Below are 22272 nucleotides of genomic sequence, written 5' to 3'. Positions count from 1 at the left end.
GTCTGGTCCGGGGCGCGGCCGGACCAGGCTAGGGTCCCTGTCATGCATGAGGAACAGCTCTACCGCGCGGCGTTGAACGGCGAGACCGAGACCGTCGGCAAGCTGCTCGCCAGTGGCGCCGATCCCAACAGGCCCAGCGAGGGCGAGGACGCGGGCCTGCCGCTGTGCGCGGCCGCCGCCTGGGACCGCACCGAGGTGGCCGGCGCGCTGCTGGCGGCCGGCGCCGAGGTCGGCGCTAGGGAGGCGGGCGGCTGGACGGCGCTGCTCTGGGCCGCCGCCAACGGCCACGCCAGCGTCGCCAGGGTGCTGATCGAGGCAGGCGCCGAGGTCGACGTCACCAACGACGACGGCGACACCCCGCTCACCCTGGCCGTCAGGCGCGGCGCGCTGGGCGTCGTGCAGGTGCTGCTGGAGGCGGGCGCCGACCACCAGAAGTACGACGGCGACGGCGACACCCCGCTGGAGATCGCCCTCGACTGGGTCGGCGTGCACCTGGAGAGCGCGCTGCTCGACCAGGTGGAGCAGGAGGGCTGGGAATACGTCGTCGCCCGCCACTACGCCAAGGACGGCACCGAACTGGTCACCGTGGCGGGCCGTTCGGCCGACGGCGCCGAGAGCGAGCAGGTGCAGGCCCAGCGCGGCCACGCGGCCATCGCGACCCTGCTGGAGGACGCGGCGGGCGTCGAGACGCCGGTGGATCAGCTGGTGGCGCGGGCGCTGGCGCACCGCGACGTCGACGAGGACGCCGAGACCTGGTGGATCGTGGCCGACACGCTGGGCAAGCGGGCCGACGACGACACCTACGAGGCGCTGGCCAGGCTGTGCGTGAGCGAGGACGCCAGGGAGCGCGAGTTCGGCGTGGACGCCATCGCGCAGTTCGGGTTCTCCGACGGCGACAAGCCGTACCTCGAAAGGACCCTGCCGCTGCTGGAGAAGATGGTCACGACCGAGGGCAACCCGCAGGTGCTGCGCTCGGTGCTGGCCGCGCTCGGCCACCAGGGCGACCCGCGGGCGCTGCCGTACGTGCTGGACGTCATCGGGCGTCCCGATCACAAGCGCACGATCACCGACCCCATCGCTCTGGCCGACGTGCTGCCGCCCGACCACGAGGAGGGGCTGGCGCTGCTCATCTCGATGAGCGAGGACGACGACTCCGAGATCCGCGACTGGGCGACCGCCGGGCTCGCGGGGCTGTCGGCCGACACGCCGCAGATCAGGGAGGCGCTGGCGGCCCGGCTGACCGACTCCGACCTGCGTACGGTGGCCGAGGCCACGCGCGGGCTGGCCGTGCGCGGCGACGAGCGGGCCGCCCAGGGCACTCAGCGGGTGCTGGCGGAGAGCGACGACGAGTACGCCAGGGACCTCGTCTCCCAGCCCGCCTGAGCCCGCACAGAACCGCACAGCCCCGCCCGGGCCCGCCCGGGCCCGTACAGGACCGCCCTGGCCCCTGGGCGGGGCGGGAACCGCACCTGGGGTGTCGCCCGGGTGGTCGGCCGTTGTTCAGGCAGGAGACGCGGCCGGACCTGTCAGCCGCCGTTGAGCACGCGGGTCACCCAGTCCAGGGTGCCCGTGCTCAGCGCCTCCTCCGCCAGGCGCTTGCCCGTCGTCGTGGTGATGGCCGCGAGCGAGCTGTCGATCCACCCCTGCACGTTCTGGTGTCCCTGCTCGCGGTACTCCACGGCCTGGATGAGGCACTCCAGCTTGTCGGCGTCACGCGCGCAGACGGCTTCGAGGCTGGCCTTCTCCTCGTACTCGCCCACGGCGTCGCGCAGCATGCCGGCCACCTCGGCGGGCACGTGGCGCACCTGGTCGGCGGTGACCTCCTCGTTGGGGGCCGGCTTGAGGTAGAGCTTGCCGACGTACGGGATGTCGGTGATGCGAGTTTCCTGCGTGTCGTGGAAGAGGCTCATGAAGGCGGCCCGCTCGGGGTTCGCCCCTTCGAGCCTGGCGATCACGGCGGCGAGCACGGCCGCGCGGAACGAGTGCTCGGCGATGCTCTCGGGATCGCGTACGCCCGCCACCAGCCAGCCGGTCCGCTTGTAGCGTTTGAGCAGCCCGAACTCGTACATCAGGTCGGCCAGACCGGTCGTGTCGTCACCCGTCATGGGAGACCCCCTCTCGTCTCGTGCTGCCGTCCGGGGGACGCCGTGACCAGCGGTCACGGTGTCCCCCGGCGACCTGGTCGAGGATTGGCAAGCCTACGTCGCCGCTCCCCGGTTCCTGCGTCGGCCCCGGTTCCTGCGTCGGCCCCGGTGATCAGCCCGGTGATCAGCCCGGTGGTCAGCCCGGTGGCCGGTGCGCCGTCAGTCCCAGTCGGAGGCGCGCCAGTCGTTGCCGTAGTCGCTCTTCAGGCCGTTGCGCCAGCTGTCCCACGGCGCCCACTCGCCGCCGCGGTCGTCGTAGCGTGGCTTGAACTTGATGGGCCGCTCCTTGACCGGCTTGTACGGCTTATATGGCTTGTGCGGCTTCTGGTGCTTGTGCGGTGGCCGGTTCGGCGGCTGGTTCGGCGGCTGGTTGGGCGGCTGCTCGGGCTCTTCCGGCTCTTCCGGCTCCTCGACCTCCGGCTCCTCCTGCTCGGGCAGCACCTCGCGAATGGGCTCGTGGCGCCTGTCGTCGTGGTGGCGGTGGCCACGGAAGTGGTGCTCGTCGTGGAAGTCGTGGTGGTGGTGATGGTGGTGCCCGCCCCACCAGCGGCGGCCCCACCAGTACGGGCCGCAGCGGCGGTGACCGCACCCCAGCACCGGCTTCTCGCCGGAGGTGTAGGCGACGGCGGTGGGGACGGCGGGCGCGCCTGCGCTCGCGCCGGCGATCCCCTGGCCGACGGGAAGGAGCACCACGCCGGCCGCGGTGGCGGCGAGCGCAAGGCCAGCGATACGCCGGCGCACCGCTGGCCTATGTGGCTTATCGAAATGAACGTGCATCTATTACCGCCCTGGGTAGAACGACCCGAAATCCGAGCCCCCATTTCTCGGAGTACTCGGACAAGGGCAGACGTACCCGCGCACAGAATCCCGTTTACCCGTACTGATCCAAACAACCCGTCAAATCCTTAAGGTTCCGGCGAAGGGGTCGTTGTACCAGAATTTTGGGAGACCGCTGCGCCCTTCCCGGGCGCCCGTACGGTAAAAGACGCACGCTCCGCGCCTTTTCCTATAACGGATAAGTGAGACGTGCGGAATTAGTCCGATTTCGCGGGGTTAAGGGCCGGAAAGAGCGGGGGCGGTGGTGAGCACGTCCCTGGCCAAGGACAGGTCGCCCTCCAGGTCGGCGGGGAAGTCGGCGGGATCGCCCCGGCCGCCCAGCAGGAAGCAGAACGCCACGACGTTCGCCGTGATGTGCGCGTCGGGCTCCCCCGGCCCGGCGTCCTCCACACCCAGCGCGACCCGCCACTCGCCGCCGCCGGGGCCCGTCAGCGTCAGCAGCAGCGTGCGGCCGGAGCCGTCCAGCCCCGACAGCAGCATCGTCCACGGCAGCAGGCGCGCGCACAGGTCGGCCGTCGGATGGATGTGCTCGGGGACGGGGTCAGGCAGGCGCACCCGCGCCGTCCGCGCGGCGTCGGCCGTGTGGATCCACGTCTCCAGGCCCCTGGCCAGGATGTGATCTCTGACCGCGATCTCCATGCCGTCGAGCGTGGCGGGGGTGGACGGCGGCAGCTCGGCCAGGTGCCGGCAGAGCGCGTCGGCCTGCGCCCGCCAGTCCCGCCGCGTCTGCTCAGGGCTGCGGGCCCGCTCGTACGCCTGGACGTCGTGCGTACGCCCCAGCGAGTCGGCCGCCTCGATCGGCGGGCCCAGCACCGGAGCGCCCACGGAGGCCGCCACCAGGCCGTCCTTGGCCGCCAGGTGGGCCACGAGCTCCTGCAGCGTCCAGCCCTCGACGATGACGCGCGACCAGTCGTCGTCCACGGCGCAGGCCAGCAGGGCGTCCATGGCGGCCACGCGGGCCGCGTACGGCCGCGCCCAGCCGGCGGTGGGGGGCGCGGGGCGGCGCCGCGCGCGGGCCCCGGCGAGGAGCTGGGGCCGCAACGAGTGGGCCGGCACCGCCGGGTCCTCCATCATCGCGTCCAGATAGAGACGCTCGACGGGGTCCATCACACCTCTTCCTGCGCGTACGCGGCGGTCAGGTCCGTGTGCGGCGGCCCTGGCTCCGGCACGCTTGCTCCATGTCCGCCCGATCCGTGGGGCGACCGGACGTTCATCAGATCTCCTCCGCTCGCGCCCGATCCGTGCGGGGACCCGGCGCTCATCAGACTTCTTCCTCGGCCAGCGCGTCCGCCAGGCGGCGTAACGCCTGGCGGATGCGGGACTTGGCGGTGCCCTCGGGGACGCCGAGCTCCTCGCCGACCTGCCGGTAGGTGCGCCCGCCGAAGTACGCCAGCTCGACGGCCTGGCGTAACGCCTCGGGCAGGGACGTCACCGCCCTGCGCACCCGGTCGGCCTCGTCGGCGGCCAGCACGGTGTCCTCCAGGCGGGCCGGCTCCCGTTCGAACAGCCGGGGCCCGAGCACCGACACCCGCCTGCGTTCCTCCGCGCGCACGTGGTCCACCGCCCTGCGGTGGGCGATGGTGGCCAGCCAGGCGCGCAGTGTGCCGCGGTCGGGGTCGTAGGCCAGCGGCCGCTCCCAGAAGACCAGGAACACCTCCTGCGTGATGTCCTCGGCGATCACCCGGTCCCTGGTGACCCGCAGGGAGAGACCGAAGATCAGCGAGGAGAGCCGATCGTAGACCTCCCCCAGCGCGGACTCATCGCCGCCGACCACCCGCTGGTGCAGCAGACGGTCGTCGTACGGTGCCTCCACTGGCACCACACTCCCGTGTAATCCGGACCAAGGCGGCACAGGCGCCGCGACCCGAGCATGTCATTATTCGCGGCAAATGTAGAGCGGGATGACCCGCACCGCGAGACTCTTTCGCGCCGCGATAGTGTCGTCTTCAGAAAGCGACGAAGCGCACACAAAGCGCACAAAAAAGCTCACACAGCTCACACGGAGCGAACACGGAGGGACCACGCATGGCCACCACCCGCACCGCGACGACCCAGTGGAAAGGCGCCCTGCTCGACGGCTCGGGCACCGTCTCCCTCGACACCTCGGGCGTCGGCACGTTCGAGGTCTCCTGGCCGTCCAGGGCCGAGTCCGCCAACGGCAAGACCTCCCCCGAGGAGCTCATCGCCGCCGCCCACTCCTCCTGCTTCTCCATGGCGCTCTCCCACGGCCTGGCCGGCGCCGGCACCCCGCCCGAGTCGCTGACCACCAGCGCCGACGTGACGTTCCAGCCGGGCGAGGGCATCACCGGCATCGTGCTGACCGTCCGGGGCCGCGTGCCCGGCATCAGCGCGGAGCAGTTCCAGCAGGCGGCCGAGGACGCGAAGGCCAACTGCCCGGTCAGCAAGGCGCTGGCGGGCACGACGATCACGCTCAAGGCCGAGCTGCTCTGACGAGCGAACGCCCTTACCGAACAGCGATCGGACCATTGCGCGACCAAGACCGCTTTCGCGTGCGACAATCGGGTCACATGCGCGAGGTCTGGCCGGGCGAGCCCTATCCACTCGGCGGCACCTGGGACGGCGTTGGCACCAGCTTTGCGGTGTTCTCCGAGGTCGCCGAGCGGGTCGAGCTGTGCCTTTTTCACGATGACGACTCCGAGGAGCGCGTCGATCTGCCCGAGGTCGACGGCTTCGTCTGGCATGGCTATCTGCCGGGCATCCAACCGGGACAGCGATACGGCTATCGCGTGCACGGGCCCTACGACCCGCCGCAGGGCCACCGGTGCAACCCGGCCAAGCTGCTGCTCGACCCCTACGCCAAGGCCATCGACGGCGAGCTGACCTGGAACCAGGCGCTGTTCCCCTACTACTTCACCGACCCGAGCCGGCGCAACACCGAGGACAGCGCCCCCTACATGCCGAAGAACGTGGTGATCAACCCGTTCTTCGAGTGGGGCAACGACCGGCCGCCGCGCATCCCGTACCACGAGACCGTGATCTACGAGGCCCACGTGCGCGGGCTCACGATGCGCCACCCCGACGTGCCGCCCGACCTGCGGGGCACGTACGCGGGGGTCGGGCATCCGGCGATCATCGAGCATCTGCTGTCGCTCGGGGTGACGGCGGTCGAGCTGATGCCGGTGCACCACTACGTCCCCGAGCACTTCCTGGTCGCCCGCGGGCTGACCAACTACTGGGGCTACAACACCATGGCCTACCTCGCCCCGCACGGCGGCTACTCCAGCGCGGGCACGCGGGGGCAGCAGGTGCTGGAGTTCAAGGCCATGGTGCGGGCGCTGCACGAGGCGGGCATCGAGGTCATCCTCGACGTGGTCTACAACCACACCGCCGAGGGCGACCACATGGGTCCGACGCTCGGGTTCAGGGGCATCGACAACGCCGCCTACTACCGCCTGCACGACGGCGACCGGCGCTACTACCTCGACTACACCGGCTGCGGCAACTCGCTCAACGTGCGCTCGCCGCACGCGTTGCAGCTCATCATGGACTCCCTGCGCTACTGGGTGCTGGAGATGCACGTCGACGGGTTCCGCTTCGACCTGGCCTCGGCGCTGGCCAGGGAACTGCACGACGTCGACCGGCTGAGCGCGTTCTTCGACCTCATCCAGCAGGATCCGGTGATCTCTCAGGTCAAGCTGATCGCGGAGCCGTGGGACGTGGGGCCCGGCGGGTATCAGGTCGGAAATTTCCCGCCTTTGTGGACGGAATGGAACGGGAAATACCGCGATATCGTACGAGATTTCTGGAGGGGCACCCATTCCGCCCTTCCTGAGTTCGCGTCCCGGCTGACCGGCTCCGCCGACCTCTACGAGTCGTCCGGCCGCCGTCCCGTCGCCTCCATCAATTTCGTCACCTGCCACGACGGCTTCACCCTCGCCGACCTCGTCTCCTACGACCACAAGCACAACGAGGCCAACGGCGAGGACAACCGCGACGGCACCAACGACAACCGCTCCTGGAACTGCGGCGCCGAGGGCCCGGTCGAGGACCCCCACATCGTGACCCTGCGCCGCCGCCAGCGCCGCAACTTCCTCGCCACGCTGTTCCTGTCGCAGGGCGTGCCGATGCTGTCCCACGGCGACGAGATCGGGCGCACCCAGCGGGGCAACAACAACGCCTACTGCCAGGACAACGAGCTGGCCTGGATCGACTGGTCCACCGTGCACACCGAGTCCGACCTGCTGGAGTTCGTCCGCGCGCTGTCGAAGCTGCGCCGCGAGCACCCCGTCTTCCAGCGGCGGCGCTTCTTCCACGGCCGTCACCCCGACGACGGCCGGCGCGACCTCGTGTGGCTGACGCCGGGCGGGCGCGAGATGACGGCCGGCGACTGGCACATCAGCTACGCCAAGTCGCTCATGGTCTATCTGAACGGCGACGCCATCACCGAGCCCGGCCCCAGGGGCGAGCGCATCGTGGACGACTCGTTCCTGCTGCTCATCAACGCCCACCACGAGAACATGTCGTTCACGCTGCCCGGCGAGGAGTTCGGCAGCGGCTGGCTGCCGGTGCTCGACACCAACCATGACACGATCGAGGACGCGTACGCCGACGAGCGCTGGTCGGCCGGCGACCTCGTCGCGGTCACGGCCCGCTCGCTGCAGGTGCTGCGCCTGCCCCGCCAGGACGCCAGAACACCCTGAGCCGCCTCAGCCCTTGAGCCGTGTCAGCCCTGACCGTGTCAGCCCTGAACCGCGTCAGCCCTGAGCCGTGTCAGAAGAGCCGGGCGGCGCTCGCGCTCAGGAAGACGAGCGTGAACGCGGTGACGCCGGCCAGGCCGTGCAGGGTGACGGCGAGCGCGGGGAAGCCGCGCGCGGCGGTGGTGGCGTGGCGGCCGGTGCCGAGCCAGCGGGTGAACATCACGAAGCCGAGCAGCGCGGCGGCGGCGAGGCCGGCGAACGCCGCCCAGGCCAGCACCCGGTTGCCGGTGATCAGCCCGCCCGCCCAGCAGAGCAGCGCCGTCACGGCCAGGGCCGGGTGCGAGACGACGAGGGCGGCGGGAAACCGGGTGATCTTGGTCGGGCGCTTGGCGCCGGTGAGCCAGAACGACAGCAGGTAGACGCCGGCGGCTGCGGCGATCGTCCACGCCACGGCGGTGGCCAGGCTCACGGCGGCCCCTCTCCCTGTTATCCCTATCGTCACGTTAAGCAAAGAAACGGTAAGAAGTCCGCCGTTACGCGAAAGTACTATCCGTCCCGAAACCAGGGCGGGACCGATTGTCGGTGCGCTGTGCCAAGGTAGAGGAGTGCGGCGCATCTATCCCGACATTCAGGACAACCCGGACATCGTTCAGGCGTACGCCTACCCCGAGGACCGGCCGTGGCTGCGGCTCAACATGGTCGCCAGCGTCGACGGCGCCGCCTGGCTCAACGGGCGCTCGGGGCCGCTGTCCAGCAAGGGTGACCGGCGTGTCTTCCAGACGCTGCGCGGGCTGGCCGACGTGATCCTCGCGGGCGCCGCCACCGTGCGCAAAGAGGGCTACGGCCCGGTCCCGCCGCGCGACTCCTGGGCCGAGATCCGCGAGGGCAGGCCCGAGGTGCCGCCCATCGCGGTCGTCACCCGCAGCCTGGCGCTCGACCTCGACGGCGAGCTGTTCACCGACGCGCCGAGCAGGACCATCGTCATCACCTGCGAGTCCGCGCCCCAGGAGCGGCGCAGGCTGGCGGCCAAATACGCCGACCTCGTGGTGGCCGGTGACGACGGCGTCGACCTGCCTCTCGCCGTGGCCGCGCTGCACGGGCGGGGGCTGACCCGGGTGCTGTGCGAGGGCGGGCCGCGCATCAACGCCCAGCTCTCGGCGTGCGGGCAGGTCGACGAGCTGTGCCTGACAATCAGCCCGCTGCTGGTCGGGGGCGGTGCCGCCCGCATCCAGAACGGCACGCCCGCACAGGTCGGGCTGCGGCTGGGCCACGTACTGGAGGAGGACGGGGTGCTCTTCTGCAAGTACACGAGGGAGCAGAGCAATGACTGACGACCCGACCACGGGGCCGACCGCTTCGGCGGCCACTTCGCCGGCGACTGATCCGGCCGCGGAGCCCGGCGGGGAGCCCGCCACGGAGCCCGCCACGGAGCCCGCCACGGAGCCCGCCACGGAGCCCGCCGCGGGGCCGGTGGCTGAGGAGGAGCCGCAGCCGGTGCCCAATCTGCCGGTGCGGCCGCCGGTTCCGCCGATGCTGGCCAAGCCGGTCAAGGCCATGCCGAAGCAGGACGGCACGCTGTTCTACGAGCCGAAGTGGGACGGTTTCCGGTGCATCATCTTCCGCGACGGTGACGAGGTCTATCTGGGCAGCCGCAACGAGCGGCCGTTCACGCGCTACTTCCCCGAGCTGGTCGAGGCGGCGCGGGCCGAGCTGCCCGACAAGGTCGTCATCGACGGCGAGATCGTGCTGCCCATGGGCAGCCAGCTCGACTTCGACGCGCTCCAGCAGCGCATCCATCCGGCCAAGTCGCGGGTGACGATGCTGTCCGAGCAGACGCCTGCCCAGTTCGTCGCGTTCGACCTGCTGGCGCTGGGCGACGAGTCGCTCATGGAGGTGCCGTTCGCGCAGCGGCGGGCGCGGCTAGAGACGCTGTTCCCCGAGAAGGGCGGCTCCATCAGGCTCACCCCGGTCACCACCGACCAGGGGCAGGCGGGCGAGTGGTTCGAGATGTTCGAGGGCGCCGGGCTCGACGGCATCATCGTCAAGCCGGGCGACCAGCCTTACGTGCCCGACAAGCGCACGATGTTCAAGGTCAAGCACGAGCGCACGGCCGACGTCGTGGTGTGCGGCTACCGCGAGCACAAGTCGGGGCCGATCGTCGGGTCGCTGCTGCTCGGCCTCTACGGTGACGACGGGCGGCTGCACCACGTGGGGGTGGCGGCGTCGTTCCCGATGAAGCGAAGGGCCGAGCTGGTCGAGGAGGTCAAGCCGTACATCGCCGAGCTGAGCGAGCACCCCTGGGGCCACTGGGCCGAGCAGGCGGCGACCAACGTCGGCCAGCCGGCGGCCGGGCCGTCCAGGGGCGGGCAGCGGGTGCCCGGCGCGGTGTCGCGGTGGAACGCCAAGAAGGACCTGTCGTTCATCCCGCTATGGCCTGAGCTGGTGGTGGAGGTGGCCTACGACCAGATGGAAGGCGACCGGTTCCGGCACACCGCGCAGTTCCGTCGGTGGCGGCCCGACCGCACTCCTGAGTCGTGCACGTACGAGCAGCTCGAACGTCCCGTGCATTACAACCTCGACGATATCCTTGCCCGATAGTCGTTGTCCCGATATATCTCGTCATATGACGACAGGGGATGAGCTCAGGGCCGCCGTGTCCGCACGCCGTGATCTAGGGCCCGACTACGAAGACGCCGTCGTGGACTCGTTCCTCGACAAGATGGGCCAGGAGATCGACCGGCGGGTGGACGAGCGGCTGAGCCAGGTCACGCCCAAAGGCCGCCAGGTGGCCCGCGAGGGGCCGCCCGACGGCCAACGCCTCGCCCTCGCCATCGTGTCGGTGGCCCTTGGCACCGTGTCGACCGTCGTGTTCATGGTGCTCGGAGATGGCCGGTTCTGGCCGATCCTGGCGGTGTGGATCGGCATCATCGCCGTCAACTCCATCTTCAACGGCTCCAACTCCTCCAAAGACAAGAAGGACTAACCCCCACCCACCACCGTGACAGTGGCCCTGGGGGCCGGCGGTGGGGGGTCTGCGGGGGTCACATCGGGGGTGCAGATGGGGGGTCCGGCGGGAAGGCCGGTGCGGGGCCGGCGGTGCGGGGCCGGCGGTGGGGGGGGCCGGCGGTGGGGGGTCTGCGGCGGCGTCGGCGGGGGTCCTACGAGGGTTGCGACGAAGTGCCCGTGGGGTTCGGCGAGGCCGCCAGCTTGAGCCGCTGGTGAGTCGGGTGAGGGCCGGCTTGGGGTGGTCGTGAGACCCGGCTCCACGCGGTCGGATGTCAGGTCAGCCAGATGAGGCCGGCGAAGCGGCCCGTTGGCTGGTCGCGGCGGTGGGAGTAGAGCTCTGCCGACTCGATCGTGCAGCGGGCGTCGTGGTGGATGTCGGGGACGCCTGCTGTTCTCAGCTGTGACTCGATGCCGGCGCGCAGGTCCAGGGCGGGGGTGTCCCAGGACGTGGTGGACCAGGTGGCGGGGACCTTTTCGGCCACCTGGGCGCGGAGGGCGGCGGGGACCTCGTAGCAGCGGCCGCAGGCGCCGGGGCCGATCAGCGCGACCATCCTGCTCGGCACGGCGCCCTTGGCCGCCATCGCCGTCACCAGGGCGGTGGCGATGCCGGCCTCGGTGCCGGGGCGGCCGGAGTGGGCGGCGCCGACCATGCGGGCCACCGGGTCGGCCACCAGCACGGCCGGGCAGTCGGCGCCCAGCGACGCCAGCGCCAGCCGGGGCTCGGTGGTGAACACGCCGTCGAGCGGCGGCGGGTCGTCGCCGTACGGCTCGCTCACGTACGCCACCTCGGCGCTGTGCACCTGGCGCATGAAGACCACCGCCCGCACCCCCAGCTCGGTCACCAGGCCCGCGCGGTTGGCGCGGACGGTCGCCGGGTCGTCACCGACCATGCCGCCGAGGTTGCGCGAACCGTAGGGCGGGGCGCCGACGCCGCCGTCGCGGTCGGTGATGGCCACGTGGACGCCGGGGGCGAGCTGCATGCCCCCGATCTTAGGCGACGCCCGCCACCTTCAGCGGGCACCCTGATGTTCGATGACGATAGAACAGCTCCTACAGTTGTTCCATGGCTATCGAACATCGTCGAGGTGTCATCGTACTGGCGCTGGTCGCGTCCTTCATGGTCTTCGTGGACGGGACGATCGTGCACCTCACCCTCGCCCAGCTCGCCTCCCACCTCGGCGCCTCGCGCGCCGAGCTGGAGTGGGCCGTCAACGCCTACACGCTCGCGTTCGCGGCGGTGATGCTGGGCGCGGGCGCGATCACTGACACTCTCGGCGCGAGGCGGGCCTTCGTGGCGGGGCTGCTGGTGTTCACGGTCTCGTCGGCGGCGTGCGCGGCGGCGCCCACGATGGCGGTGCTCAACGGTGCGCGGCTGGTGCAGGGCGTGGGGGCGGCGCTGCTGCTGCCCAGCGCGCTCGTCCTCGCCACCGCGGCGGCAAATGACGAGCACGCCCGGCACCGGCTGGTCGGCTGGTGGTCCGCGGCCGGCGGCGTCGGGATGGCGGCGGGGCCGCTGCTGGGCGGCGCGCTCGTGGCGGTCGCGGACTGGCATACCGTGTTCGGCGTCAACGTGCTCATCGGGGTTCCCGCGGTGATCTGGAGCGTGCGGTCGATGCCGGCCGTCGCGCGCGGCGAGCGTCGTCTCGACGTCGCCGGCCTGGTCACCGCGACCCTGCTGATCGGCGGCCTGGTCTTCACCCTCATCGAGGCTCCCGTCCAGGGCCTGCCGAGCACGCCGGTCGTCACCGCCATGGTGCTCGGGGTGGCCGGACTCGCCGGTTTCGTCCTGGCCACCCGCGCCACCGACACCAGCCGGGCGCCGGCCGGCCGGGCCAGGCGCATGCCGGTGGTGCCGACGGCGCTCTACCGGGATCGGGTGTTCGTCGTGACGGCGGCGCAGGGGGCGCTGTTCAATCTCGCCTTCTACGGGCTGCTGTTCGCGATGAGCCTGATGCTCCAGCAAGGGCGCGGGCTGGGAGCGCTGAGCAGCGGGCTGCTGTTCCTGCCGCTGACCGGGCTCATCGCGGTCGCCAACCTGTGTGCGGCCCGGCTGACGCGGCGGTTCGGGCGGCCCGCCGTGGTGGGCGCGGCGCAGGCGCTGCTGGCCGGGACGTTCCTGCTGGTGGCGTGGGCGGGCACGGCGGAGGAGCTGTGGCCACTGGTGCTCGCGCTGGTGCCCGCCGGGTTCGGCTCGGGGCTGCTGGTGCCGTCCATGACCTCGCAGGCGATCGCCACCGTCGGGCCCGAGCTGCACGGGGCCGCCTCGGCCGCGTTCAACACCGCGCGGCAGGTCGGCGGGGCCGTGGGCGTGGCCACGTTCGGTCCGCTGCTCGGCACCGCGCAGGGACTGCGGGACGGGTTCGTCGTGTGCGTGCTCGCCTGCGCCGCCGCCGTCGCGGTGGGCCTGCTGCTCACCCCGCTCACCCGTGAGCGGGCGCGCGCCGCCATGGCGGCGGCTACGACGTGAGGCGGTGCACGGTGAGCGGGCCGCCGCCGTACCGGCCGATGGCCTCCTCGTCGGCGAAGGCGAGCACCCGCATCATGTTGCCGCCGTCGCTGAGCCGCACGTTCCTGCGCAGCCGGGTGACCAGGCCGGCGGGCAGCCTGGTGGTGCCGGCCTCGATCGTGTCACCGTAGTGCGGGGCGAACGCGACGCCCGCGAAGCCGGTACGCCGCAGCAGCGTGCGCACGGTCCGCGGCGAGTAGAACATCAGATGGTTCTTGGTGAAGCCGCTCCACTGCGACCCGTACGCCTTGAGCAGCAGCGAGTTGGCGTTCACGGTGAGGATCAGCAGCACGCCGCCCGGCCCCAGCAGGCTCCTGAACTGCCGGAAGTCGTCCAGCGGCCGGGGCAGGTGGGCGAGCACCGACCACAGCGTGATGACGTCGAAGCCGCCGGCGGCGATCTCGGGCACGTCCTGCGGGGCGCCGAAGAACGTGCGGGCCCGGCTGAGCCGCTCGTTGGCCTGCGCGACCGACTCGGGCGACAGGTCCACGCCGCACGCGTCGAAGCCGCGCTGCTCGGCCAGCTCCAGGAAGAGGCCGACACCGGAGCCGAAGTCGAGCAGGCGGCGTTCCTTGCCCTCGTCGAAGACCGGGGAGAACGCCCGCATCGTCAGCTCGTAGCGGCGCTGCCGGTTGGCGGCGTACTTGCCGGTCAGGAAGTTGCTGTAGCCGGTGGCGTACAGGTCGCCGAGGCGCTCGGGGCGGACGTTCGGGTTGCGGTAGAGGAAGCCGCAGGACGGGCAGCGGACGACGTGGTAGCGCCAGCCCTTGCCGCCGTTCGGCTCGAACAGCGGCTGCTGGCGTGACTCGCCGCACATCATGCAGTCGAGGAACTCCTCGATCTCGCCCAGGGAGCGCGTCCGCTCGTACGCGGCCCGGGACACGATCGGTGCGCGCCTGGTGAGCAGGCGCCACTGCGCCTCCCTGGCGAGCCGCTCCCCCGGCCGTACGTAGACCCGCTGCCCCCACGGCACGTCGTCATAGCGCGATCCGTACGCCAGCCGCCCGAGCCATCGCTTCACCATCGCCACCACCCACCCTCGCGACCGGTTGTGCCCCGCGTCACCGCGACTATGCGTCCACTTTCGGGCGCTTTACGTGATCTTTCCCGCCCCTGGTCAGAGTACTTGAGCAAGCATATGCTTGGTCGCGTGCCTGACTACCGCAACCTCATCGGCGGCGAGCTGGTGCCCGCCCCGCGCATGATGGACACGGTCAACCCCGCCACCGGCGAGCCCTGGGCCCGGATCCCCGCGTCGGGCGCAGCGGAGGCCGCCGCCGCGGTCGATGCCGCTGAGCGCGCGTTCCCCTCCTGGTCGGCGCTGCCCGCCCTGGCGAGGGCGGGTCACCTGCGCAAGGTCTCCGAGGTGTTCGGCGAGCACGCCGAGGAGCTGGCCAGGCTGGAGACCCGCGACAACGGCCGCATCCTGCGCGACACGCTCAAGCGGGACCTGCCGGGCATGGCGTACCTGTGGCAGATCGCCGCCGGGCAGTGCCTCGACGCGGTCAGGGGCGACACCGTGCAGCTCGGGCCGGACGCGCTCGGGCTGACCAGGCGCGAGCCGTACGGGGTGGCCGTCTGCATCATCCCGTGGAACTCCCCCGTCTCGACCTTCTCGGCGAAGGCCGCGTACGCGCTGGCCGCCGGGAACACGGTCGTCGTCAAGCCCGCCGAGCAGGCGAGCGCGTCGGTGCTGCGGCTCGGTGAGCTGCTGGCCGAGGTGTTCCCGCCCGGCGTGCTCAACATCGTCAGCGGCCTGGGCGAGCAGGTCGGCGACGCGCTCGTCCGGCATCCGGGCGTCGGCAAGGTCAGCCTCACCGGCTCCACCGAGACCGGCCAGGCCATCACCAGGGCCTCGGCGGACGCGCTCAAGCCGATGACGTTCGAGCTGGGCGGCAAGTCGCCGAACATCGTCTTCCCCGACGCCGACCTCGACGCCGCCACCCTCGGCGTCACCGTGAACTCCGTCTACACCGGCAACGCGGGCCAGGTGTGCGTGGCCGGCTCGCGCATCCTCATCCACCGCTCGATCTGGGACGAGATGCTCGGCCGCATCGAGCGCGCCTGCGCGGAGCTGGTGCTGGGCGACCCGCTCGACCTCGCCACGACGATGGGGCCGATCGTGTCGGCGGCCCAGTACGAGCGCGTCACGTCGTACCTGGAGCTGGCCGAGAAGGAGGGCGCGCGCCTGGTCTTCGGCGGCCGGGCGGGCGCGGAGGTGGTGCCGGAGCTGCCGGGCGGTTACTGGGTGGCGCCCACCCTCTACACCACCGAGGACAACGGGCTGCGGGTGTGCCAGGAGGAGATCTTCGGCCCGGTCGCGGTGGCCATCCCGTTCGAGACCGACGACGAGGCGCTGACGATCGCGAACGACTCCCGCTACGGGCTGGCGGCCGGCGTGTGGACGCGTGACCTGGGACGGGCGCACCGGTTCGTCCGTGATCTGCGGACCGGCACGGTCTGGGTGAACACCTTCCGCCAGATGCCTCCCGGGCTGCCGTTCGGCGGGGTCAAGGACAGCGGGTACGGCCACGACGCGGTCCTCGAGTACACCCGGGAAAAGGCCGCCATCATCAAGATTTAGTCGGATAGATTTACCCCCCATGGACGAGGGGATCATGGACCATTCCGGGCTGTCCGACGCGGCCGCGCAGTCCCGGGCCTCCGTGCTGCGCAGCCGGGCGGAGTCGTACATCGCCCTGTCGCGGCACGACGCCGCGATAGCGGATCTGACCGAGGCGATCGCGCTGGTCCCGGAGAACGCCCGCGCCTGGCGGCTGCGCGGTGAGAGCCATCGGGTGATCGAGCGCTACCAGGCCGCGCTCGACGACTTCGACGAGGCGCTGAAGCTGGAGCCGGACAGCGCGTACGCGCTGGGCTCGCGCGGCCAGACCTACGCCGCGATGGGACGCCTGGAAGAGGCCATGGCGGACTTCGAGCACGCGCTCACCCTCACCCCGGACTCGTTGTGGATCCTCGAGGCGAAGGCGGACGTGCTGGTGGACCTGGACCGGCTGGACGAGGCACTGGCGGAGCACACCAAGATCATTTCGTTGAACACGGACCTGGCGTACTCCTGGCTCGCCCGCGGTGAGCTCTACCAGCGCATGAACCTCTACACCGAGGCCATCGACGACTACAGCAAGGCCCTTGAGGCGGACCCCGACTACGTACGGGCCCTCAGCCGCCGCGGCGAGGCGCTGCGCATGATCGACCGCTACGACGAGGCGCTCGCCGACCTCAACCGTGCGCTGGAGCTGGACCCGGGCAACGACCGCGCGCTCGGCAGCCGGGGCGCGGTGCTGAGCGAACTGGGCGACAACGAGGCCGCCCTGAGGGACCTGGACGCCGCCATCGAGCTGGATCCCGAGTACGTCTGGGCGTTCCGCGTGCGCGGCGAGATCTACCAGGAGCTGGACCGGCACGAGGAGGCCATCGCCGACTTCACCAGGGCCCTGCACCTGGAGTTCGGCGGCTGAGAAGCCGGGACCGCCCGCCGGTGAAGCGGTCCCGGCCACCCCGTCACAGCGCGAGCAGGGCGTTGACCGGCAGGCGGGCATCCGACAGCGGCCGCATGGCGATGCGCAGCAGCGCCAGCGCGTTGTCGTCGCCCGCGATGCGGTTGGCGCTCAGCTCGCCGCACGACTGGCAACTGTGGATGATCAGCCACTCGCCGTCGCCCCGGACGGAGACGCTGAGCGCCGCCATCCGGCCACGGCAGCCCGCCCTGCGGTCACCGGGCACGCGGTGATCGACGTGCAGGCTGGTCAGGCAGTTCGGGCAGTGGTTGCGGTGCGCGGTGCCGGGCGCCGTCATGGGAACGTCGAGCCGGCAGCCGACGCAGCGGAACGCGTCCGCGGGCTCCGCGTGATGGATCTTCTTACGTTGCTGCGGCCGCCGGCCGCCGGGTTTCCTGCGCGGCATGTCACAGATCACCGAACGCCTCAAGCGGGAACGGCGGCTGCGCCAGCGGCCTGACGGCCATGCGCATGAGGATGAGCTGGTTGTCGTCCCCGCAGATCGGGTTCGAGGTCAGCTCACCGCACCTGGTGCAGCGGTGGATGATCATCCACTCCCCGGTACGCAGCACGGCGATCGAGATGGGGATCATCCGTGACCGGCACTCGTCCTGGAGGTGCAGCGAGTGCAGGCAGCTCGGGCAGTGGTTGCGCCGGGTGCCGTCAGGGGCGTTCGCGGTGACCGTGAGGCCGCAGCGTACGCAGGCGAAGGTGTTGAGCAGTGGTGAATTGCCGTTGGTGGACAACGTGGGTACTCCTTGCCGGAATGGTCTTCGAAGTCACGCAGCAAGGAAGCGCCCAGCGGGCCTCGCGGGGCACGCTGGTCGTACGGCCTGTCCGGTTTTCTAGGGTCGTCTCGGTCAGAGGCGGGATCCGCCGGTGGCACGACTGCGAGGCGCGCTGGGCGCGGTGCCAGGCATCAAACCCTCCCCACGTGTGGCTACGAGGCCACGGACACGGCATTTCATGGACGGATGGGAGCGTAGCGGGGCGCGCCGCAGGATCGCCATTCATTTTCCGGGCGACCCTCCCCCGTGCGGGTTTGGCTACGGACGGCCGTGGCAGAGGACGTACGGAACAAAGGGGGACGAAAGCCATGAGCAACCCGCAACAGCCAGAACTTCGCAGGTCAGGAAGGTCCGGCGCCAACGCGAAAGCGGCCGACGCCATACCCGAGACCAAGAAGCGCTCCGGGCACCCGCACGGCACCGACAAGGGCCGCAAGGGCGGCGGCAAGGGCGGCGGCGTGCCTCCGGAGCAGCGACCACGACACCCGGAGTGATCCGACGTGACAGGCAGCCTGCAGTTCATCGGGAACGCGACCACGCTCATCCGCTACAACGGCTTCACGCTCCTGACGGACCCGAACTTCCTGCACCGGGGCCAGCTCGCCTACCTCGGCTACGGGCTGGCCGCACGGCGGCTCACGGACCCGGCGCTGCGCGTCGAGGACCTGCCGCCGCTCGACGCGGTCGTGCTCTCCCACATGCACGGTGACCACTGGGACCGGGTCGCCCGCAAGAAGCTCGACCGGGACACCACGATCGTCACCACCCCGTCAGCCGCCCGCGTCCTGCACCGGCAGGGCTTCGGCCAGGCCGTCGGGCTGTCGAACTGGTCGGAGTACCGGCTGCACGGCCCCGGCGGCAGCGTGCGGATCACCGCGCTGCCCGGCAAGCACGCGCCGGGCTTCGCCGAGTCGCTGCTGCCGCCCGTGATGGGCACGATGCTGGAGTTCTGCGGTCAGGACGAACGCGTCCAGCTGCGCCTGCACATCAGCGGCGACACGCTGCTCGACCGGCGGCTCGACGCCATCCCGCGCCGCTTCCCCGACATCGACCTGGCCCTCGTCCACCTGGGCGGCACCAAGCTGCTCGGCACCCTCATGGTCACCATGGACGGCGAGCAGGGGGCGTCGTGGGTGGATCTGATCGATCCGCACACCGTCGTACCGATCCACTACGACGACTACACGGTCTTCAGCTCGCCGCTCGACGACTTCAAGCACCACATCGAGCAGGCCGGGCTCGCCGACCGCGTGGTCTACCTGAAGCGGGGCGAGACCCGCGAGCTGGCCCCGCACCGCCTCGTCCGGCAGTGAGCCCGACAGGGAGCCGGACAGGGAGCCGGCGGTGAGTCAGGTGTCGGAGCGCGCCTTGCTCGGCTGGACCCGCTTGGGCTCGCCCGGCATCTTCGGATAATTCGGCGGATAGGGCAGGTCGCCGCGGTCGTCCTCGGCATAGAGGTCGAGCAGCGCCTCGATCGAGTACGCCGCGTCGTCGATGGCCGCGTGCACGTCGCCCACCTTCGCGAACCGGGCCGGCACCGTGCGGATGTCGAAGTCGCGCGGGTCGGCGTCGGCCAGCTCGTCCCAGGTCAGCGGGGTCGAGACGGGCGCGTGCGGCTTCGCCCTGACCGAGTAGGCGCTTGCCACCGTGCGGTCTCTGGCGTTCTGGTTGAAGTCGATGAACACCCGCTCGCCGCGCTCCTCCTTCCACCACGCCGTGGTGACCAGGCTCGGGTCGCGCGCCTCGACGGCCCTGGCCAGAGCGATGCCGGCGTGACGTACTTGGACGAAGTCCCAGCGCGGCTCGATGCGCACGGCGATGTGCACGCCGCGGTTGCCCGAGGTCTTCACGAAGCCGGTCATGCCGAGCTCGGCCAGCACGTCCCTGGTCAGGAACGCCGCCTTGCGCGCCGCGTCGAACTCGAGGCCAGGCTGCGGGTCGAGGTCGACGCGCAGCTCGTCGGGGTGCTCGACGTCGGCGGCGCGCACCTGCCACGGGTGGAAGTCGATGGTGCCGAGGTTGGCGCCGTAGGCGATGGCCGCGACCTCGGTGACGCGCAGCGAGTGGGCCTTCCTGCCGCTCGGGAACGTCACCTCCACCGACTGCAGCCAGTCGGGGTGCTTCGGGGGCATGCGCTTCTGGTAGATCGCCTCGGTCTGCACGCCGTCGGGGTGGCGCTTGAGGTTGGTCGGGCGGTCCTTGAGCGCCCGCAGGGCGCCCTCACCCACGCTCACGTAGTATTCGACCAGCTCGCGCTTGGTGGCGCCGATCTCCGGAAAGTAGACCTTGTCGGGATTGGTGACCTTGACGGTCCGCTCCCCCACCTCGAGCTCGATAAACGGCGATGCCATGCCCCCGAACCTACCCCTTGCGGTCATGGAGGGGCTTCAGGAGCCCTGACACGTTTCTCCCGGCCGCTGCACGCATCCGTCGGGCAGCCGGGGTCCTCCGCCGGTCCACCCGATCGCCTCGACGACCCGTGCGTACCGCAGGTCGCCGACGTCGAGACCGGACGTCGCGGGCAACGGCTCGGTCACCCTGGCCGTGGTGCCGAGCACCTCGCCACTGGAGCGGTCGAGCACCAGCCGCAGTTCCAGCGGATCGCGATCGGACCTGCGCACGATGGCCAGGCCGGTGCGTCCTTCCGCGTCCGCGGCCTCGTCCTCGACGCGCGCTCCCGGCAGGGCCGCCATCATGCGCAGCGCCGCCGCACGCACCGCGGGCGGGGCGGGCATGTCCATCAGCAGCGCCTGGCCCATCCACCACAGCGTGTCCTGCTCGGAGGGCTGCCGTCCGGCGCCGCGGTCGCCCGTGCTGCTCAGCAGCTCGCCGTCCCTGCGCAGCAGCTCCTCCTTCAGCCGCTGCGGGTCCTTCGGGAGCCACGTCCTCAGCGCTCTCCCGGTCGCCGAGCAGCAGGAACGCCAGCCGCACCAGCGACAGGCGGTGCGCCTCGAACAAGGCCGCCAGGGTCGCGCCGCCCGCTTCCGTGGGCGGCGGATGGATGATCTCGGATTGCATGTCTTCTCCATGCGCGAGGCCCCGGGGAGGTTGCTTCGCGCCGGCGATCCCATACGGGCGTCCCGGCAGCATGGCGGTGGAACGGGGGTGGGCCCGTCCCGGCAGTGTGGCGGTGGGACGGGGTGGGCCCGTCCCGGCAGTGTGGCGGTGGGACGGGGTGGGCCCGTCCCGGAGCCTCCTCGGTGGCGGGACCGAGGGCTCGACGGGACGGGCCGCCAGATCACCCTCCGCCGTTCCGGGCGCTGGCGCGCCACCCGGCCGGCCGTTCCGATCCCCAGCGGCGCCAGCACGGGCGTGGGCTGTGCCGCTCGGCGGGATCTGCGGATGATCTCACCCCTTGGCAGGAGGTGATGACACCTCCTTGCCGAGAAAGACGCGAAATTCCCTGAGAACGGATGCTTCAGCCTGCGGAGATCTCTTTTTGCCGCATCTCGTACTCTGGAGGTATGGACAAGGTGGTCAAGAGCGAGGCCGAATGGCGGGCCCAGCTGTCTCCTGAGGAGTTCCGCGTTCTCAGGGAGGCCGGGACCGAGCGCCCGTTCACGGGGGAATACGTCGACACCAAGACCGAGGGGGTCTACTCGTGCCGCGCCTGCGGGGCCGAGTTGTTCCGCTCGGACACGAAGTTCGAGTCGCACTGCGGGTGGCCGAGCTTCTTCGAGCCGTCCGAGAGCGAGGCGGTCCGGCTCATCGAGGACCGCAGCCTCGGCATGGTCCGCACGGAGGTGCGCTGCGCCCGCTGCGACTCCCACCTCGGGCACGTCTTCCACGGCGAGGGCTACCCGACGCCGACGGACGACCGCTACTGCATCAACTCGGTCTCCCTGCGACTCGAACCCAAGGGGTGATCAGGTAACGACAGGGCGTATCGATCGCCGGCTACGGGTACGAGCACCGCGTGCGGTTTGTCCATCTTCGCCACCGGTGGGTGACGATAGAGACCATTGGGCGGGTGGTCACTCAGCGCTGCGAGGTGTGCTCGAGGACACGGGTCCGGGTCCGCTGACCCGGACCCCCTCTTCCCGCTGGTCAGCGGGGGTTGGGGTAGGTGACGCGGCAGCTGCGGTCGGAGGGGCCGAGGATGTTGGCGAGCACCGGGTTGCCGTTCTCACCGAACTCGGAGTGCACGAACACCACGGGGTTCTCGACACCCTGCTCGTGGAGGTAGGCCAGGCCGCGCTCACACAGCTTGATGGCGGTGAGGGAGTTGTCCGCGCTCTCCGGCAGGTCGGTGTAGATGCGCAGGTAGCCGCCCACCGTGCGGACGTCTTTCAGGCGTTTGAACGCTTTGTCCTTCGCGCCCCAGTTCGTGCGGAAGTACTCGGCCGCCAGGACGTCGGTGTGCCGGGAGGGGCCGTCCGCCTTGTAGTCCTTGCCGTCCTCGGGAGCCGGGCCGCCGGCCAGCACGTCCTCCGGGGTCGTGACGCCCGGCACCAGCCCGGAACTCCTGCTCGGGGCCTGCTGCCGTGGCTTGGGCGGCTCCGCCCGGCGCTCTCCCCTGCTCACCGCCTCCGCCCCCTTCGCCCCCGGTGGTCTCGGGCCGGGTCGCGCCGCGCCGGTCCTGCCCTCGCGTGGCGCGTCGCCGTCCACAGCCGGGCTCGCGACGGGGGCGACGATCGTCCCGAGCAGCCCGTACGTGGCCGACGCGCCGAACATCCCGTTCACCGCCAGCGCCACCACCGTGCCGCCCACGACCACACCGGCCGCGGCCGCTGTCCGCCCCCGGACCGCACGTTTGAACATTCGTCCGCGCCGGCGCCCCGCATGACGTCCCGCCGCGTGCCGCCCCCGCCGCCT

At 71.1% G+C, this 22272-nt stretch carries 24 protein-coding genes; 12 read left to right on the top strand and 12 right to left on the bottom strand.

Features of this window, described 5'->3' with window-relative positions; all coding sequences use genetic code 11:
- Positions 1–42 precede the first annotated feature (42 nt).
- Positions 43–1383, top strand: a complete 1341-nt coding sequence (locus AB0K18_RS26000) for an ankyrin repeat domain-containing protein (protein ID WP_364918792.1) — start codon at positions 43–45, stop codon at positions 1381–1383.
- 143 nt (positions 1384–1526) lie between these two features.
- Here AB0K18_RS26000 and AB0K18_RS25995 read toward each other — a convergent pair whose 3' ends face one another.
- The 4 genes from AB0K18_RS25995 to AB0K18_RS25980 all read right to left on the bottom strand — a co-directional run bounded on the left by AB0K18_RS25995 (position 1527) and on the right by AB0K18_RS25980 (position 4800).
- The gene (locus AB0K18_RS25995) at positions 1527–2105 is read right to left on the bottom strand and encodes an HD domain-containing protein (protein ID WP_355427713.1); all 579 of its coding nucleotides are present in this window, start codon (positions 2103–2105) and stop codon (positions 1527–1529) included.
- 198 nt (positions 2106–2303) lie between these two features.
- Positions 2304–2885, bottom strand: coding sequence for a hypothetical protein (locus tag AB0K18_RS25990; protein ID WP_364918789.1), 582 nt, complete (start codon positions 2883–2885; stop codon positions 2304–2306).
- A gap of 312 nt (positions 2886–3197) precedes the next feature.
- The gene (locus tag AB0K18_RS25985; protein WP_364918786.1) at positions 3198–4088 is read right to left on the bottom strand and encodes a maleylpyruvate isomerase family mycothiol-dependent enzyme; all 891 of its coding nucleotides are present in this window, start codon (positions 4086–4088) and stop codon (positions 3198–3200) included.
- 154 nt (positions 4089–4242) lie between these two features.
- Positions 4243–4800 carry a sigma-70 family RNA polymerase sigma factor gene (locus AB0K18_RS25980; RefSeq protein ID WP_364918784.1) on the bottom strand — a complete coding sequence of 186 codons (558 nt, stop codon included), beginning with the start codon at positions 4798–4800 and terminating at the stop codon, positions 4243–4245.
- A 206-nt stretch (positions 4801–5006) separates the two neighbouring features.
- On the opposite strand from AB0K18_RS25980, the gene AB0K18_RS25975 reads away from it, so the two are divergent.
- Positions 5007–5432 (top strand): OsmC family protein, encoded by a 426-nt coding sequence (locus AB0K18_RS25975; protein ID WP_364918782.1) that lies wholly within the window; start codon positions 5007–5009, stop codon positions 5430–5432.
- A gap of 77 nt (positions 5433–5509) precedes the next feature.
- Entirely contained in the window at positions 5510–7642 is a 2133-nt protein-coding gene (glgX, locus tag AB0K18_RS25970; RefSeq protein WP_364918780.1) for a glycogen debranching protein GlgX, read from the top strand.
- A gap of 70 nt (positions 7643–7712) precedes the next feature.
- On the opposite strand, the gene AB0K18_RS25965 is transcribed toward glgX, so the two are convergent.
- Entirely contained in the window at positions 7713–8108 is a 396-nt protein-coding gene (locus AB0K18_RS25965) for a hypothetical protein (protein WP_364918778.1), read from the bottom strand.
- Positions 8109–8244: 136 nt separating this feature from the next.
- Here AB0K18_RS25965 and AB0K18_RS25960 point away from each other — a divergent pair, with 136 nt between their 5' ends.
- From AB0K18_RS25960 to AB0K18_RS25950, 3 genes are read left to right on the top strand one after another with little or no spacing between them, the layout of a single operon-like run.
- Positions 8245–8970: a pyrimidine reductase family protein gene (locus AB0K18_RS25960; protein ID WP_364918775.1), complete on the top strand. Its 726-nt coding sequence runs from the start codon at positions 8245–8247 to the stop codon at positions 8968–8970.
- Entirely contained in the window at positions 8963–10237 is a 1275-nt protein-coding gene (locus AB0K18_RS25955; RefSeq protein WP_364918773.1) for an ATP-dependent DNA ligase, read from the top strand. The genes AB0K18_RS25960 and AB0K18_RS25955 overlap by 8 nt, the downstream gene beginning before the upstream one ends.
- Before the next feature lie 25 nt (positions 10238–10262).
- Positions 10263–10622 (top strand): hypothetical protein, encoded by a 360-nt coding sequence (locus tag AB0K18_RS25950; protein WP_364918771.1) that lies wholly within the window; start codon positions 10263–10265, stop codon positions 10620–10622.
- A gap of 295 nt (positions 10623–10917) precedes the next feature.
- Here AB0K18_RS25950 and pgeF read toward each other — a convergent pair whose 3' ends face one another.
- The gene (pgeF, locus tag AB0K18_RS25945) at positions 10918–11625 is read right to left on the bottom strand and encodes a peptidoglycan editing factor PgeF (protein WP_364918769.1); all 708 of its coding nucleotides are present in this window, start codon (positions 11623–11625) and stop codon (positions 10918–10920) included.
- An 83-nt stretch (positions 11626–11708) separates the two neighbouring features.
- On the opposite strand from pgeF, the gene AB0K18_RS25940 reads away from it, so the two are divergent.
- Positions 11709–13112, top strand: coding sequence for an MFS transporter (locus AB0K18_RS25940; protein ID WP_364918767.1), 1404 nt, complete (start codon positions 11709–11711; stop codon positions 13110–13112).
- Here the strand turns inward: AB0K18_RS25940 and AB0K18_RS25935 are convergent.
- The gene (locus tag AB0K18_RS25935; RefSeq protein ID WP_364918765.1) at positions 13102–14175 is read right to left on the bottom strand and encodes a class I SAM-dependent methyltransferase; all 1074 of its coding nucleotides are present in this window, start codon (positions 14173–14175) and stop codon (positions 13102–13104) included. The genes AB0K18_RS25940 and AB0K18_RS25935 overlap by 11 nt on opposite strands.
- Positions 14176–14301: 126 nt before the next feature.
- Between AB0K18_RS25935 and AB0K18_RS25930 the strand changes: the two genes are divergently transcribed.
- Together AB0K18_RS25930 and AB0K18_RS25925 are read left to right on the top strand one after the other, a co-directional pair.
- Positions 14302–15735: an aldehyde dehydrogenase family protein gene (locus AB0K18_RS25930; protein ID WP_364918762.1), complete on the top strand. Its 1434-nt coding sequence runs from the start codon at positions 14302–14304 to the stop codon at positions 15733–15735.
- Between the two features lie 19 nt (positions 15736–15754).
- The gene (locus tag AB0K18_RS25925) at positions 15755–16630 is read left to right on the top strand and encodes a tetratricopeptide repeat protein (RefSeq protein WP_364918760.1); all 876 of its coding nucleotides are present in this window, start codon (positions 15755–15757) and stop codon (positions 16628–16630) included.
- A 43-nt stretch (positions 16631–16673) separates the two neighbouring features.
- On the opposite strand, the gene AB0K18_RS25920 is transcribed toward AB0K18_RS25925, so the two are convergent.
- A complete protein-coding gene (locus tag AB0K18_RS25920; RefSeq protein ID WP_355427759.1) occupies positions 16674–17075 on the bottom strand; it encodes an RNHCP domain-containing protein in 402 nt (133 codons plus the stop codon).
- A 1-nt stretch (position 17076) separates the two neighbouring features.
- On the bottom strand, positions 17077–17415 hold the full coding sequence (locus AB0K18_RS25915; protein ID WP_364363835.1) for an RNHCP domain-containing protein: 339 nt from the start codon (positions 17413–17415) through the stop codon (positions 17077–17079).
- Positions 17416–17765: 350 nt separating this feature from the next.
- Here AB0K18_RS25915 and AB0K18_RS25910 point away from each other — a divergent pair, with 350 nt between their 5' ends.
- A complete protein-coding gene (locus tag AB0K18_RS25910; protein WP_364918757.1) occupies positions 17766–17951 on the top strand; it encodes a hypothetical protein in 186 nt (61 codons plus the stop codon).
- A 6-nt stretch (positions 17952–17957) separates the two neighbouring features.
- Positions 17958–18770 (top strand): MBL fold metallo-hydrolase, encoded by an 813-nt coding sequence (locus AB0K18_RS25905; RefSeq protein WP_364918754.1) that lies wholly within the window; start codon positions 17958–17960, stop codon positions 18768–18770.
- Positions 18771–18806: 36 nt separating this feature from the next.
- Here the strand turns inward: AB0K18_RS25905 and ligD are convergent, their stop codons facing one another.
- Both ligD and AB0K18_RS25895 read right to left on the bottom strand, forming a co-directional pair.
- Complete coding sequence (ligD, locus tag AB0K18_RS25900; protein ID WP_364918751.1) at positions 18807–19808, bottom strand: non-homologous end-joining DNA ligase; 1002 nt, start codon at positions 19806–19808, stop codon at positions 18807–18809.
- A gap of 36 nt (positions 19809–19844) precedes the next feature.
- Complete coding sequence (locus tag AB0K18_RS25895) at positions 19845–20486, bottom strand: hypothetical protein (protein WP_364918748.1); 642 nt, start codon at positions 20484–20486, stop codon at positions 19845–19847.
- Positions 20487–20921: 435 nt separating this feature from the next.
- On the opposite strand from AB0K18_RS25895, the gene msrB reads away from it, so the two are divergent.
- Positions 20922–21323 (top strand): peptide-methionine (R)-S-oxide reductase MsrB, encoded by a 402-nt coding sequence (gene msrB / locus AB0K18_RS25890; protein WP_364918746.1) that lies wholly within the window; start codon positions 20922–20924, stop codon positions 21321–21323.
- A gap of 181 nt (positions 21324–21504) precedes the next feature.
- Here msrB and AB0K18_RS25885 read toward each other — a convergent pair whose 3' ends face one another.
- Entirely contained in the window at positions 21505–22218 is a 714-nt protein-coding gene (locus AB0K18_RS25885) for a hypothetical protein (protein ID WP_364918743.1), read from the bottom strand.
- Positions 22219–22272 lie beyond the last annotated feature (54 nt).

The organism is Nonomuraea sp. NPDC049421, assembly GCF_040677005.1.
Taxonomy (GTDB): domain Bacteria; phylum Actinomycetota; class Actinomycetes; order Streptosporangiales; family Streptosporangiaceae; genus Nonomuraea; species Nonomuraea salmonea.
The sequence above is the reverse complement of the archived record's forward strand: the minus strand, read 5'-3'. Positions and strand labels throughout refer to the sequence as shown.